13 protein-coding genes and 1 riboswitch are annotated in these 14,471 nt (G+C 65.6%); of the genes, 4 read left to right on the top strand and 9 right to left on the bottom strand.

Translation table 11 applies throughout. The features are described 5' to 3' along the window. Positions 1-30: 30 nt before the first annotated feature. Positions 31-1,380, top strand: a complete 1,350-nt coding sequence (locus ACODTJ_RS11205; RefSeq protein ID WP_488848815.1) for a glycosyltransferase family protein — start codon at positions 31-33, stop codon at positions 1,378-1,380. Between the two features lie 16 nt (positions 1,381-1,396). Here ACODTJ_RS11205 and ACODTJ_RS11200 read toward each other — a convergent pair whose 3' ends face one another. The 7 genes from ACODTJ_RS11200 to ACODTJ_RS11170 form a co-directional block, all read right to left on the bottom strand. Continuing rightward, entirely contained in the window at positions 1,397-2,563 is a 1,167-nt protein-coding gene (locus ACODTJ_RS11200) for a glycosyltransferase (RefSeq protein WP_488848814.1), read from the bottom strand. Between the two features lie 224 nt (positions 2,564-2,787). Further along, entirely contained in the window at positions 2,788-3,885 is a 1,098-nt protein-coding gene (locus tag ACODTJ_RS11195) for a glycosyltransferase (RefSeq protein WP_488848813.1), read from the bottom strand. Further along, positions 3,882-5,039: a DegT/DnrJ/EryC1/StrS family aminotransferase gene (locus tag ACODTJ_RS11190; RefSeq protein ID WP_488848811.1), complete on the bottom strand. Its 1,158-nt coding sequence runs from the start codon at positions 5,037-5,039 to the stop codon at positions 3,882-3,884. Before ACODTJ_RS11190 ends, ACODTJ_RS11195 begins: the two co-directional genes overlap by 4 nt. Beyond that, on the bottom strand, positions 5,039-5,641 hold the full coding sequence (locus ACODTJ_RS11185) for an acyltransferase (protein ID WP_488848809.1): 603 nt from the start codon (positions 5,639-5,641) through the stop codon (positions 5,039-5,041). Before ACODTJ_RS11185 ends, ACODTJ_RS11190 begins: the two co-directional genes overlap by 1 nt. Positions 5,642-5,644: 3 nt before the next feature. Continuing rightward, positions 5,645-6,583: a Gfo/Idh/MocA family oxidoreductase gene (locus ACODTJ_RS11180; RefSeq protein WP_488848808.1), complete on the bottom strand. Its 939-nt coding sequence runs from the start codon at positions 6,581-6,583 to the stop codon at positions 5,645-5,647. Between the two features lie 34 nt (positions 6,584-6,617). Then, a complete protein-coding gene (locus ACODTJ_RS11175) occupies positions 6,618-7,985 on the bottom strand; it encodes a nucleotide sugar dehydrogenase (RefSeq protein ID WP_488848806.1) in 1,368 nt (455 codons plus the stop codon). A 248-nt stretch (positions 7,986-8,233) separates the two neighbouring features. Beyond that, a complete protein-coding gene (locus ACODTJ_RS11170; protein WP_488848804.1) occupies positions 8,234-8,662 on the bottom strand; it encodes a hypothetical protein in 429 nt (142 codons plus the stop codon). A gap of 185 nt (positions 8,663-8,847) precedes the next feature. Here ACODTJ_RS11170 and ACODTJ_RS11165 point away from each other — a divergent pair, with 185 nt between their 5' ends. Beyond that, entirely contained in the window at positions 8,848-10,887 is a 2,040-nt protein-coding gene (locus ACODTJ_RS11165; RefSeq protein ID WP_488848802.1) for an NAD(+) synthase, read from the top strand. Between the two features lie 111 nt (positions 10,888-10,998). Further along, a riboswitch (FMN riboswitch) is annotated at positions 10,999-11,143 on the top strand. Positions 11,144-11,220: 77 nt separating this feature from the next. Continuing rightward, positions 11,221-11,655 carry a 6,7-dimethyl-8-ribityllumazine synthase gene (locus ACODTJ_RS11160; RefSeq protein WP_488848800.1) on the top strand — a complete coding sequence of 145 codons (435 nt, stop codon included), beginning with the start codon at positions 11,221-11,223 and terminating at the stop codon, positions 11,653-11,655. Between the two features lie 123 nt (positions 11,656-11,778). On the opposite strand, the gene ACODTJ_RS11155 is transcribed toward ACODTJ_RS11160, so the two are convergent. Continuing rightward, positions 11,779-12,870 carry a YeiH family protein gene (locus ACODTJ_RS11155; RefSeq protein WP_488848798.1) on the bottom strand — a complete coding sequence of 364 codons (1,092 nt, stop codon included), beginning with the start codon at positions 12,868-12,870 and terminating at the stop codon, positions 11,779-11,781. 231 nt (positions 12,871-13,101) lie between these two features. On the opposite strand from ACODTJ_RS11155, the gene ACODTJ_RS11150 reads away from it, so the two are divergent. After that, complete coding sequence (locus ACODTJ_RS11150) at positions 13,102-13,767, top strand: class I SAM-dependent methyltransferase (protein WP_488848795.1); 666 nt, start codon at positions 13,102-13,104, stop codon at positions 13,765-13,767. Between the two features lie 46 nt (positions 13,768-13,813). Here the strand turns inward: ACODTJ_RS11150 and ACODTJ_RS11145 are convergent, their stop codons facing one another. After that, the gene (locus ACODTJ_RS11145) at positions 13,814-14,440 is read right to left on the bottom strand and encodes a LysE/ArgO family amino acid transporter (protein ID WP_488848793.1); all 627 of its coding nucleotides are present in this window, start codon (positions 14,438-14,440) and stop codon (positions 13,814-13,816) included. Positions 14,441-14,471: the final 31 nt, after the last annotated feature.

Genomic DNA, 14,471 nt, shown 5'->3' with positions numbered 1-14,471 from the left:
CGAACGTCTCTTTTGAAAGATTCCTCGAACATGGCCATTTCGCCGGCGCGCCGGCCGCGCATCGGACTGATCTGCTTCTCGGCGATTCCGGACGACCCGCGCGTTCGTCGCCAAGGCGATCTTTTCCATTCGCGCGGATGGGACGTAATTGCGGTCGGCCTGCCGGAAGCCCGTTCGCGGCCACCGGACTGGCCGTGCCTGGTGATCGAAGCCGACAGTCCCGCGAGCCACCTTGCCGGCGAGAACGGTGTCGGCCGCGCAGCAGGCCGTCCATTGAACCCGCTGCCGCGGGCGCGGCCTCGCTGGTTTCCCAAGGCGTTGACCAGGGTCTACGGGCGTGCGATTGCGCCAGTGCTGCGGCGGGCGAAGCGCCTGAAGGACGTCGCTCTGGTTTACGTCGTCCAAGAGCATGCGGGCCGCGCCTATTGGCGGTTGAACGAGGGGTTCGGCCAGCTCTACCAAGTGGCGCGGCCGGAAAAGGTCGATATCTGGCTCGCCAACGACTGGACGGCGCTGCCCATTGCTCGCCGGCTCGCGGCCGAACAGGGCGTGCCCTATGCGTACGATACGCATGAACTGGCGGTCGATGAATATGCTCAACGTCTCGTCTGGCGGCTGGTCCAGCGTCCGGTCATCGCTGCGATCGAACGAGAGGGCTTCGCGGGCTCCGCCGTTGCCAGTTGCGTGTCGCAGGGTATCGCCGACCGCCTGCATGGGCTTTACGCCTTGCCGGAAAAGCCGCTGCTAATTCGCAATATGCCGTGTTACGAAGCGCATCCATTTCGGCCATGCGGCGAGCAGATTCGCGTTCTCTATCACGGCGTGGTCAATGTCGGCCGTGGTCTCGAAGCTTGCATCGAGAGCGTCGCATTCTGGCGCCCCGAATTTCATCTGACGATCCGCGGGCCCGGGCCGGCTGAATATATCCAGAAGCTGGCTGGGCTGATCAGGGCGGCGGGTCTTGACGCCAGGGTGACATTGGCGCCGCCCGTGCCGATGATCGACTTGGTGAAAGAGGCTTCCAGCTTCGATGTCGGCCTGTTTGCGCTGCCCGGCCATTCGAAGCAGAATCTTCACGTCCTGCCGAACAAGTTCTTCGAATATACCATGGCCGGGCTTGCGCTATGTGTATCCGACCTGCCGGAGATGACGGCGTTGCTGAGTCAGCACGATCTCGGCCGGTCGATACCCGAGGCTACGCCGCAAGCGATCGCCGTTGCGATCAATAGCTTCACGCGCGTCGACATCGACGCTTGCAAGAGACGCTCTCTCGAAGCCGCCAAGCTGTTGAACTGGGAGGCAGAATCGGATCGCCTGTTCAAGGCGATCGAGCGGGTGACGATGTCGGCCGGTCGCGCGGGGCACGACGCGCCGCGATGACTTCGAGGCAAAGCTGTCAGGAGTTTTCGGCGAGGGCGAACTGAGCCACGAGCGCGAGTAGCTTGGCACCTTCCCCCGCGAAATTGAGCTCCCGGGCCCGGAGAAGGGCAGCCTGCTTGCTGGCGTCGATACGGGCGTGGTCGAGGCTGGCAAGGCAGGCGGCGATCGCCTGCGGCGTGTCCTGAGGAAGCAGGAGCCCGCAGCCCGCGGTTTCAACCACCTTGCGGATCTCGGGCAGGTCGCTGCTGATCACCATCAGGCCCGCCTGCATGTACTCGAAGATCTTGTTCGGCATGGCGAACCGCGCATGTGTGGTGCTGTTCGACAGGAGGAAGATGCCGATATCGGCTTGTGCGGCTGCGGATACCAGCCGATCGGCCGGGACCGGCGGCTCCAGCGCGATACGGTCGCGGAACGGCGCGGCGAGGCTATGCAGATGCTGGTCGAAGCCGCCCTGGGCCGGCCCGCGGATCACCAGCCGGAATGCGTCCGGCCAGAGCGGGACGCTCTCGATCAAGGTCTCGAGGCCGCGTCGGGGGACGACAGCGCCGTGATAGAGCACGGTAATGGACCGCCCGGTGGGACGGAAAGCGGTCTCTTGCCAGGTGGGCGTGTTGGAGATCACGGTTGGTCGCGTCAGGCCATAGCGCTCGGCGAGCGCATCGGCGATGCCGTCGCTCACGGTCGCGACCGCATCGGCCTCGCGGATATAGCGATCCTCGATCCTGACGACATGCTGCCGGGCGAGAACGCGCCAGCGCCAGCTATCGGCGAATTCCTCCGGAGCAAATTCGTGACTGTCGTAGATGATGCGGGCCCCGCAGCCGTGCTTGGCCGCAAAGGCGAGGGGCAGTGCCCGCCAGTCATTGGCGATGACGAGATCGGGCTTGAAGCGGAGCAGGTTCCTGCGTGCCGACAGCCGGCTTGGTGAAAGCCAGTAGAGGAGGTCCGCACTGGCCGGGACGAGCGAAGCTGGTGCCTGACGGAGCACCATGCCGAGGCGGACACGTGTATCGCTACCCGGGCCGGGGATGACCGTGACGGGGGCCGGGGGCACTTCAGGCAAGGGCGCTTGCGCGAAGATGCGGACGTCATAGCCGGCGCCGGCGAGCAGCCCCGCATGACGCAGCACGCGCGAGTCGTGCTGCAGAGGCGAAACGCAGACGAGTGCGATTCGTGTCATGGCTGCGGCCGGGTCCGTTCGAGGACAAGCGCCGGCAAGGGGGCGAGGGCAGTCATGTCGGCGCGGCCGTTCCCTCGGTTCACTGTTTTGAGATTCTTGAGCAAAGCCGGTTGGCGCTATCAGGTCCTTGGCGCAATACAATCCCGAACTGCAGAGCACCCGTCGAAGTTTGCCGATATCTCAAGAAATCCACCTTGCGGAGCGGCCGAAATCACGCTCGCGGTTTATCGTGAGATGACCGATCGCAGAATGCGATCGATCTCCTGGCCGCGATGGTGCCAGCTCGCTTCACGGGCGACATAGGCGGCGCCGTTGCGGCCCAGCAACCGGGCTTTCTCAGGGGCGTCGGCGAGGGTCTTCACGGCTGATGCGATGGCCGGCGCGGCAGCCGGCGGCACGATCAGTCCGGCATTGGCCTCGCGGACGAGCTCGGCCTGGAAGGGCAGGTCGCTGGCGATGACGGGAACGCCGCACGCCATGGCCTCGAACAGCTTCAGAGGCGCCACGCCCGAAGCGGAGCGGCCATCCTGGTTCTCGATGACGCAAAGCGACGCCAGGGCGCCGCGCACGAGCGCAGGAATAGCGTCGTAGGGCTGCCGGCCGAGCCAGGCGAGCCGGGGATCGGAAAGGGCTTGCTCGACCTTGCCGCGCTCGATGCCGTCGCCGACGATGACAAGCCGCAGATCGGCGGGCCAGTCCGGTTCCTTCAGGGCTGCCAGCATGGTGCCGATGCCGTGCCAGGCGACCAGCCCGCCGACGAAGACGACATATTGCCCCTCGACGGGGCTGGCTGGGCCGCCCGGCCTGAAGAGCTCGGTATTGGCGCCGTTCGAGACGAGGCTGACCCGGCTATGCCCGGAGAAGGTCTTGGCCCAGTCAGCAAGCCCGGGTGTGACCGCGAGCAGATGCGCGGCCTGTCGGTACTGTGTGCGATAGAGCCAGGAAAAGAGGGGCGAGAGCGGCTTCAGGAAGCGATAGGTCACACCGATATCCGCCGGGGTGCCGTTGATCTCCTGAACCACCGGGATCTTGCGCCGGAGCGCCCACAGGACCAGGGGCAATGCCATGAAATGCGAGCGGATGAAGACGGCGTCGAATTCACGCAGCCGCAAGCCCAGCTTGGCTTGCACCCGGCCATAATCGAGCAGTCGGCGCAGGAATGAGGAACGCGTGCTCGCGCCGCCGCTGCGCGTGGCGAACAGCTCGACCTGCCAGCCGCTGGCCTTAAGGCCGGAGATGATCTCGTCGATATGGGTTTGCGAAGCTTGTCCCGGCCTCGGCGTTTCCAGCGAGAGATAAGCCAGCCGCAAGGGCCGGCTCATGCCACCGCGGCCACCGGTGCGGCCAGAGCCTCGCGCACCGCTGCGATGATGTAGTCCTGCGTCTCTTCGTCGAGGTAAGGGTGCATCGGCAGCGCCACGACCTCCTGCGCGACGCGCTCGGAGATCGGCAGGCCGTTTCCGGCCACGGGGTAGTGCTTGTAGGCGGTCTGCTGATGCAGGGGCTTCGGATAATAGACCGTGGTCGGTACGCCCTTGGCCTTCAGCGCTGCCTGGAAGGCGTCGCGCCGGTCGGCTGCGACACGGATCGTGTACTGGGCCCAGGTCGAGACGCAATCGGCCATGACATGCGGCGTCACGACGAGGTCCTTGAGCGCCGCGGTGTAGCGCTGCGCCACGACCTGCCGCTTCTCGATCTCCTCGGCATAGACCTTGAGCTTCTCGATCAGCACGGCGGCCTGGATGGTGTCGAGCCGCGAATTCACGCCGACGCGGACATTGTCGTACTTGTAAGAGCCCTTGCCGTGGAAACGCAGCGACATCAACAGCGCGGCTTGCTCGTCGTTGTCGGTGAGAATGGCGCCGCCGTCGCCATAGCAGCCGAGCGGCTTGGCCGGGAAGAAGCTGGTGGTTGCGAAATCACCGATCGCGCCGGCGACCCGGCCCTTGTAGCGGGCGCCGTAGCCCTGTGCCGAATCCGAGATCAGCGCGAGGCCGTTCTGCTTGCAGAAGGCTTCGATCGGCTCGTAGTCGCAGGCCTGGCCGAACAGGTCGACGCTGATCAGCGCGCGCGGGTTCAGCTTGTGCTGCTTCGCGGTTTCGAGGGCGGCACCGAGGCTCTTCGGATCGATATTGTAGGTCGCTTCGTCGATTTCGGCGAAGACGGGCGTTGCGCCCATCCAGGCCACGACCTCGGCGGTCGCCGCGAAGGTGAAGCTCGGGCAGATCACGGCATCGCCGGGGCCGATGCCGAGCGCTTCAAGAACGAGGATCAGCGCGTCCGTGCCGTTGGCGACGCCGATCGCGTGCTTGGCCCCGCAGAAGGCGGCGAGCTCGGTCTCGAACTGCTGGACCTGCTGGCCAAGGATGTAGTTGCCGTCATGGACGACCTTGAGGATCGCCTCGTCCATGGCCTTGCCGATATGCTGGCGCTGGGCCTTGAGGTCGATGAATTCGATCACGGGACGCTCGCTCATCAGGCCATCTCCTCCAGATGCTCCGGGCTGGTTTCCCGGTAGCGTGTTCCGGTCAGCGGACAGGTCAGGTCCGGCCCGAGTCTCTCGCCGGCCTTGCTCATCCAGCCGATCCGGCGCGCCGGCACGCCAGCCATCAGAGCATAGTCCGGCACGTCCCTGGTCACCACCGCGCCGGCGGCAATGAAGCAATACGCCCCGAGCGTGTGCCCGCAGACGATGGTCGCGTTCGCCCCGATGCTCGCGCCGCGCTTCACCAGCGTGCGGCGGAACTCGGCCTTGCGGTTCATGAAGGCGCGCGGGTTGTTGACATTGGTGAAGACGCAGGAGGGGCCGCAGAACACGTCCGCCTCCAGCTCGACGCCGTCATAGAGCGCGACATTGTTCTGGATCTTGCAGCCGTCGCCGATGGTCACCCGTGGTCCGGCCATGACGTTCTGGCCGAGCACGCAGTCGCGGCCGATCGTGGTCTGGCCGAGCACATGCACGAAGTGCCAGATTTTCGTGCCGGTGCCGAGCGTCGCGCCCTCGTCGACATAGGCGCTTTCATGGACGAGCGCGCCGGGAAAGCGCGGGTCTTCCCGCATCTGCGACGCGCCGGCCATGATTCAGCCCTTGAGGTACTTGGCGACGAAGGGATGCGTCTCGCCCGCGGTCACGACCGGCGCGTTGCGGAACTGCGAGACCACCTCGATCGAGAAGCGGACATCCTCGAGGCCATAGCCCTTGCCGGCCAGGATTTCCTCGTAGCTGCGGGTATGAAGGTCGGTGAAGCCGTCGGAGAACTCGACCTCCTCGCCGTCCATGGTGATCGAGCGATAGGTCGTCTTCTGGCCCTTGACGCTGTCGGGCAGGTCGTTGGCATCAACCGAGAGGAACCAGCGCACATCGGCCTTCTCGTAGGAGAGCAGGCCGCCGGCGCGCTCGCCCTCGCGCAGATTCGCGGTCTGCGACTGCAGCGGCCCGAAGACATAGGCGAGCATGTCGAAGAAATGGACGCCGATATTGGTGGCGACGCCACCGGACTTGGCATCGTCGCCCTTCCAGGAGGCGTGGTACCAGCGCCCGCGCGAGGTGATGTAGGTCAGGTCGACGGAATGGCGCTTGTTGGAGGCGGCGACACGCTCCTTCAGCGCCTGGATCGCTGGATGCAGGCGCAATTGCAGGATGGTGTTGACCTTGCGGCCCGAGTCGCGCTCGATCTCGATCAGCCCGTCGATATTCCAGGGATTGAGGACGAGCGGCTTCTCGCAGATCACGTCGCTGCCGGCGCGCAGGCCGAAGCGGATATGGGCGTCGTGCAGGTAGTTCGGCGAGCAGATCGAGACATAGTCGATGCGTTCGTCGCGGCGGCGCAGCTTGTCGACATGGCGGTCGAAGCGCTCGAATTCGGTGAAGAAATGCGCTTGCGGAAAGTGGCTGTCGATGATTCCGACGGAATCGTTGGGATCGAAGGCGACCTTGAGGTCGCCGCCGACGGCCTTGATGGCCTTCATATGGCGCGGCGCGATATAGCCGGCGGCACCGATCAGTGCGAATGACGTCATGATGTGGTCTCTGGCGTTTCCCGGGCGTCTCGGCTCAGGCCTTGACGATAGTGTCGCCGGTCAGGCCGGCCTTGGCGCAGGCATTGCGCGTGTCGACGACGAGGCGGGCCGCAGCGACGAGCGCCTTGTAGTCGACCGCGTCATGGTCCGTCGCGATCAGGATGGCGTCATAGCCCTTGATCGTCTCGGGCGAAAGCGCGACCGAGGCGCGGCCGGTCAGGTTGGCATGCTCGCGGGTCGGCGGGATCACTGGCACATGCGGGTCGTGATAGTCGGCCTTGGCGCCGCGCTCCTCGAGCAATTCGATCAGGCGCAGCGAGGGGCTCTCGCGCATGTCGTCGATGTTCTTCTTGTAGGCGATGCCCATCACCAGGATCTTCGCCTTGCTCAGGCCGCGGCCCTGCTGGCGGTCGAGCGCCTCGGCGACGCGGTCGACCAGCCAATGCGGCATGGCCGTGTTGATCTGCCCGGCGAGCTCGATGAAGCGCGTGGTGACGTCGAACTCGCGCGCCTTCCAGGTCAGGTAGAACGGGTCGATCGGGATGCAGTGCCCGCCGAGGCCGGGGCCCGGATAGAACGGCATGAAGCCGAAGGGCTTGGTCTTGGCGGCGTCGATCACCTCCCAGACATCGATGCCCATCTTGCCGTAGATCACCTTGAGCTCGTTCACGAGCGCGATGTTGACGGCGCGGAAGATGTTCTCGGTCAGCTTCACGGCCTCGGCCGTCGCCGAGGAGGAGACCGGCACGGTCTTGACCACGAGTGCGCTGTAGACCGCGTTGGCCAGCTTCAGCGCGTCGGCACCATCGCCGCCGACGACCTTCGGGATGGTCGAGGTGCCGAAATCCGGATTGCCGGGATCCTCGCGCTCGGGCGAGAAAGCGAGGTAGAAATCGACGCCGCTCTTCAGGCCGGTCTTCTCGAAGATCGGGCGCATGATCTCGTCGGTCGTGCCGGGCCAGGTCGTCGATTCCAGCACGACGAGATGGCCCTTGCGCAGGCGCGGTGCGATCGCGCGCGCTGTCGCCTCGACATAGCTGAGATCGGGTTCGCGATGCTTGGTCAGCGGCGTCGGCACCGCGATGATGATGGCGTCGACGTCGCGCAGCTCGTCGAAATCGGTGGTGGCGCGGAAGCGCTCTGCCTTGATCGCGGCGGCGATGGCCTCGGTCGGGATATGTTTGATGAAGCTCTCGCCGCGGTTGATCTGCGCGACGCGCTTGGCGTCGATATCGAAACCGACGACCGGGAAACTGGCCTTGCAGGCGGTCAGCGCGAGTGGGATGCCGACATAACCGAGCCCGATGATGCCGATCCGATAGTCTTTCTCGACGATACGCGCGAGTTGATCGCTCAGATTCGCGGGCCTGTCAGAAACGGACGGCGTCGGCGATGAAGACATGATCAGCTTTCTGCGTGGGAAGGCGTGCTGGATGCGGCAAGCAAGGATATCGCTGGCTTTGCCGCCGCCTTAGAAGGATGTCAACCAGCGGCCATACTCAGCGCATCGAAGCGAAGTGAGCGCTCCTGCAAATTTGGCGCAGGCGCTGCGGCGCTCAGGGACGGTCGAGAGCTTTGGTGCGACCCGCAACCCGGTCGGTGCCGGCAGGTGAATGGTGCCCGACCCAATCGGGTCGGGCAGGGCGCGATCTACCAGCGCTGGCCGCGAGCGGGCCTGAGAGGCCGGCAGCCGCGGCGATTGCAGGTGCTTTCCCAGACGCGGCCGTTTCCATCGATGCAGCGGCTCGCGTTGCAGTCGAAACCGCCTCTGCCATAGCCACCACCACCGTAGCCTCCGCCTCCATAGCCGCCACCGCCCCATTGTTGCGGCGGCGGAGCGCCGTAGGCTGGTCCGCCGATCCGGCCGACCGGTCCGCTGATCGGCCGGCAGCCGTAGCGGTCGCAAGTCGACTGCGTATAGACGCCGGTGCGCGGATCGATGCAGCTTGCGGCCGTGCACTGGAGCTGGACCTGCGTGATGCCGGCATCGACCTGCATCGCGGTGATCGGCAGGGCATTGGCTTGAGATGCCCCGAGCGCGAATACGGCCAGGGCAACGTTCCGCAGGAATGATCGCATGGCTATGACTCCTTCAGCACGGAAGATACGCATGCGATTCTGAACGGTTCCCTGCTGAAGAACGAAGACGCTTCATATATGCAGTGTTGCTCCGGGCGAGGCATGTCTGTCGGGCGCCGGACGGCATATGATCACGTGTCCCTTGCTCGCCGCTGCGCCGGGCCGGGGCGCTTCGAGAGGTCTGCATGAGTTTCCGCAACATCCACGCTCACGGCCTTGTCCGGATCGCCTGCGCCGCGCCGCGGCTCAAGGTTGCTGACCCGGCCTTCAACATGGCTGAGACCATCGCGATGCTGCAGCGCGCGGACGAAGGCGGCGCCTCGCTCTGCCTGTTCCCGGAGCTCGGTGTCAGCGCCTATGCGATCGACGACCTGCTGCAGCAGAACGCCTTGCTCGATGCGGTGAAGGACGCTCTCGCGAAGCTTGTTGCCGAGACCCGGAGCCTGCGCTGCATCGCCGTGGTCGGTGCGCCCTTGCGGGTCGAGGGGCGGCTGTTCAACTGCGCCGTCGCGGTCCATCGCGGCCGCATCCTCGCAGCCGTCCCCAAGACCTATCTGCCGAACTATCGCGAATTCTACGAGCGCCGCCAGTTCGCCTCCGGCGAGCGGGCCGGCGCGCTCTATATCGATCTCTGCGGGCAGGAGGTTCCGTTCGGCACGGATATCCTGCTGACGGCGACCGACATCCCCGATCTCGCCGTCCATATGGAAATCTGCGAGGACGTCTGGACGCCGATCCCGCCCTCGTCCTACGCCGCGCTCGCCGGCGCGACGCTGCTGCTCAACCTCTCGGCCTCCAACGTCACGATCGGCAAGTCCGACTGGCGCCATGCGCTCTGCAAGGCCCATTCAGGGCGCTGTATCGCGGCTTACGCCTATTCCGCCGCGGGTACGGGTGAATCGACCACCGATCTCGCCTGGGACGGGCAGGCGATGATCTACGAGAACGGCGCGCTGCTGGCCGAGGCCGAGCGCTTCGCCACCGAGCCGCAGCTCATCCTCGCCGATATCGATCTCGAGCGGCTGGCGATGGACCGCATCCGCCAGAACACCTTCGGCGACAGCGCCGATCTCAACCGCGACCGGCTCGGCTTCCGCCGCATCGAGTTCGCGCTGGAGCCGGACCGCGACAGCGATCTCGGGCTGGCCCGCGAGGTTGAGCGCTTCCCCTTCGTACCCAATGACGACGCAAGGCTGAACGAGCTCTGCTTCGAGGCCTACAACATCCAGTCGCACGGCCTGCGCAAGCGGCTGGAGAGCACGCGGCTCGACAAGGTGGTGATCGGTGTCTCCGGTGGCCTCGATTCGACGCAGGCCCTGATCGTCGCAGCCCATACCTTCGACGCGCTCGGCCTGCCCCGCGAGAACATTCTCGCCTATACGCTGCCGGCCTTCGCGACGAGCAAGGACACCAAGGACAATGCCTGGCGTCTGATGCGGGCGCTCGGCGTCAGTGCGCAGGAAATCGACATGACGCCGGCCTGCCGGCAGATGCTGGTCGATATCGGCCATCCCTTCGCCAAGGGCGAGCCCGTCTACGACATTACGTTCGAGAATGTGCAGGCGGGTGCGCGCACCTCGGTGCTCTTCCGTCTAGCCAACCGGCACAATGGCCTGGTGATGGGTACCGGCGATCTCTCGGAGCTGGCGCTCGGCTGGTGCACCTATGGCGTCGGCGATCACATGTCGCATTACAACGTCAACGGCTCGGTGCCGAAGACGCTGATCCAGCACCTGATCCGCTGGGTCGCCCAATCCGGCCGTTTCGGCGCCGAGGCGTCGGACGTGATGCTCGACATCCTTGCCACCGAGATCTCGCCCGAGCTGGTGCCCGGCGACGGCGACAAGCCGGCCCAGAAGACCGAGGATTTCGTCGGCCCCTACGCGCTGCAGGATTTCAACCTGTTCTACACGACCCGCTACGGCTTTAGGCCCAGCAAGATCGCCTTCCTCTCCGAACACGCCTGGCGCGACGCTTCGGCCGGGGACTGGCCGCCGAACATGGAGGTGGGCAAGCGCGTCGCCTACGACTTAGCCGTGATCAAGCGCTGGCTCGGCGTCTTCATCCGCCGCTTCTTCGAGACCAGCCAGTTCAAGCGCTCGGCCGTGCCGAACGGCCCGAAGGTCTCCTCCGGCGGCTCGCTCTCGCCGCGGGGCGACTGGCGTGCGCCGAGCGATGCTTCGGCCGCACCCTGGTTGAAGGATTGGGAACGCATTCCCGACTGAGCGCGGGCGTAGAGGAGCAGGCCGCGCGCAACGAGCATTGCGCGCATGGCAGTCTTGCTCGCCAGCGCATGTCCTATCCTTGTCGCGCGCTTCGCGAAGCGTCTATCGTGATCGCGTTCTCAGGGCGGGGCGGAATTCCCCACCGGCGGTATGCGGTCTTGGCCGCGAGCCCGCGAGCGCCCTCCGTGCGGAGGGGTCAGCAGATCAGGTGCGAGGCCTGAGCCGACGGTCACAGTCCGGATGAAAGAGAACGTGTCCGCCGTCCGCGCAATCCTGCGCGGCGTCGGCTCGTGATCGCCTTGGGTGACGTGTCTGTCGCGAAAGGAGATCACCATGACACTCGCCCGTTACGCCTTCATCAAAGCCGCCTGGCACGCCGATATCGTCGATCAGGCGCTCAAGGGCTTTTGTGAGGTCATTCCCGCCGATCAGGTCGATGTCTTCGACGTGCCCGGTGCTTTCGAGATGCCTTTGCTGGCTCGCGACCTCGCAATGACCGGCCGCTATGCCGCTGTCGCTGCCGCGGCCCTGGTCGTCGATGGTGGCATCTACCGCCACGAATTCGTGGCGCAGGCCGTGGTCGATGGCCTGATGCGAGCGGGCCTGGACTCGGGCGTGCCGGTGCTCTCGGTCTCGCTCACCCCGCATCATTATCGCGAGGGCGCGCATCACGGCGATATCTACCGGGCGCATTTCGTCACCAAGGGGCGCGAGGCCGCCGAGGCGGCGTTGATGATCCTGCGCACGCGCGCTCGCCTGGCGGCCTGACACCGTCAGGAAGGCGGTTGCCCCTGTTCTTGGGGGGGCTTGCCGCCCGACAGCCTATTCTCAGTTGCAACAAAAAGGCCCGCGGCTTCTGCCGCGGGCCGATTGCTGCGGAATGCCCGCGATTCAGCTGATGCCGAGCAGGCGGATGAGGCCGAGACTGACGGCCGCCAGGGCGATCAGGGACAGGGTGACGGCGGCCGTGACGCGCCCGCCGGCTCTGGCTACCACACGGACATCGACGCCCAGGCCGAGCGCCGCCATCGAGATGATGGTGAAGATGGTCGCGGTCTTGGCGATGGGGGCGAGTGCGACCTCCGGGATGACGCCATGGCTGCGCAGCGCCGCCATGCCCAGGAAGGCGATGATGAACCAGGGAACGAGCTTGTTCACAGCCACGCGCCGCGACGCCGGCTTGGCGCCAGCCGTGCCGGGCGCGTCCGTATCCTCCCGCAGCCGATGCCCCAGGATGGAGAGAGCAAGCACGACGGGCCCCAGCATGAGGACGCGGACGAGCTTGACGAGGGTGCCGATCTGGACGCTCGCCGCCGCAACGGGCGCGGTCGCGGCGAGGACCTGCGGGACGGCATAGACGGTCAGCCCCGCGAGCACGCCATACTGGGTTTCGCTCAGGCTGAGCAGCGGGACGAGGAGCGGCAGCCCGAGCACGACCAGCACACCCAGAACCGCAGTGAAGGCGATGGAGGCGGCGACGTCCTTGCCGTCTGCGCCGATTACCGGCGCGACGGCGGCGATGGCGGAGTTGCCGCAGATCGAGTTGCCGCAGGCGACGAGGACGGCCATGCGCTTCGGCAGACCGAGCGCCCGGCCGAGCAGGAAGCTGGCGACGAGCGCGAGCGCCACCACCGCCGCGATTCCGGCGAGCAATGCCGGCCCGGCGGCGATGATCATCGCCACGTTCAAGGATGCGCCGAGCAGCACGATGGCGATTTCCAGAACCATCTTCGCCGAGAAGGCGATGCCCGGGCGCCAGAGGTCGGAAGGTGTCCAGACGGTGCGGATAACGGTGCCGATCAGGATCGCCAGCACCAGCGCTTCGAGCCAGGCGCGGCCCGTGGCGAAGGCTTCGAGATGCTCCAGCGCGAAGGCAAGCGCGCTGATGCCGGCGCAGAGGGCGAGGCCCGGCAGAATGCGCCCTGCGCTCCGCAAGAGCGAGCTGGAGGGGGCGGGCAACGGAGTGGAGGAATGCGTGGTCATAGGAGAACCTTCTTCTCCCTCGACCTAGTCGGAGAAGGTTTATGCTGTCTATCGCATTGTTTCGATCGCTCTATTCGATTTGATCGAACGGTCCAGTGCCCTGCCGCGGGATTCCACGATAAGTTTCTCGGTGTCGCGAGACGGCTGCTCTGATGCCAGGCGCGTCCATTGTCTGCTGGAGACCCTGGACAGGCCTATACGGCGCGGAATGCGTTACGGTATAGCATTGCTATGGCTGCATTCTCCGACCCGCAAGCTGTTGCCCGCTATGCTGAGAACCCGCCTCGCATGGTGCCGGGCTATGCTGACATGCAGCGGATGGCCATGCTCCTCCTCGCGGAACGCGCTCCGGCAGACGCCCATATGTTAGTTGTCGGTGCTGGTGGCGGCCTTGAACTCAAGCTGTTTTCCGAAGGACAGCCCAGGTGGTCGTTCGTCGGGGTCGATCCCGCCGCTGCAATGCTCGACCTTGCTCGGACCACCCTCGGCGATCACGCTGGTCGGACGCGGTTTCACGAGGGTTTCGTCCATAGCGCGCCGGAAGGCCCGTTCGATGGCGCAACCTGCATCCTGACCCTTCATTTCATCGAGCCCGAAGAGCGGTTGCGCACCCTCGAACAGGTGCGGCGTCGCTTGAAGCCCGGCGCTCCCTTCGTCGCCGCCCATTACAGCATTCCCGAAGGCGAGCTTGAGCTGTGGCTGTCGCGTTCTGCTGCCTTCTCGATCACGTCGGGGATCGATCCCGCGCAGGCAAATGCCGCGCGCGCGGGAATCGCCGAGCGCCTGCCGATCCTCTCTCCCGGCGCCGACGAACAATTGCTGCGCGAGGCGGGCTTCAGCGGCGTCAGTCTCTTCTACGTCGGCTTCGCTTTTCGAGGCTGGGTCGCTTACGCCTGAGGCATTTCCGCTTCCGCCTTATCGCGGGCAGCGCGTGCAGGCTGGATCAGCCGATCAAGGCGTCCCGGAGGAGGCTGACGGCCAAGGCCACCATCATCAGGGCGATGAGCAGATCGAGCATCCGCCAGGTGATCGGTTGCGCGAAGAGCGGAGCCAGAAAGCGGGCTCCGAAGCCGAGCGATGCAAACCAGGCGAAACTGGCCGAGGCAGCCCCCAGCACGAACCATGGCCGCTCATTCACCGGCAGGCTGGTCCCGATCGTGCCCATCAGCATGACCGTGTCGATATAGACATGAGGGTTGAGAAACGTGAAGGCGGCCGTGCTGGCGAGGGCGGCTGTCAGAGAGAGGCCGGCCTGGCGATCGACGATCAGGCTCGCCGGGGTCATGGAGCGACGCAGCGCGCCGTAGCCGTACCAGGTCAGGAAGGCCGCTCCGCCGAGGCTCAGCGCCGTCGAAAGGCCGGGCACTGCCGAGAGCAATGCACCCAGCCCGTTGACGCCGGCGACGATCAGCATGGCGTCGGCTGCCGCACAGAACATCACGATCGGCCAGACATGCTCGCGCTTGAGCCCTTGCCTGAGCACGAACATGTTTTGTGCGCCGATGGCCATGATCAAGCCGGCCGAAAGCATGAAGCCCTTGAAGAGGGCGGGGAGGAAAGCCGTGTCCATGGCCGCTTGATGCGGCAGCGGAAGAGCGTAG

It is taken from the genome of Allobosea sp. FG18, assembly GCF_057809495.1.
This window is presented reverse-complemented; position numbering and strand designations above follow the sequence as displayed.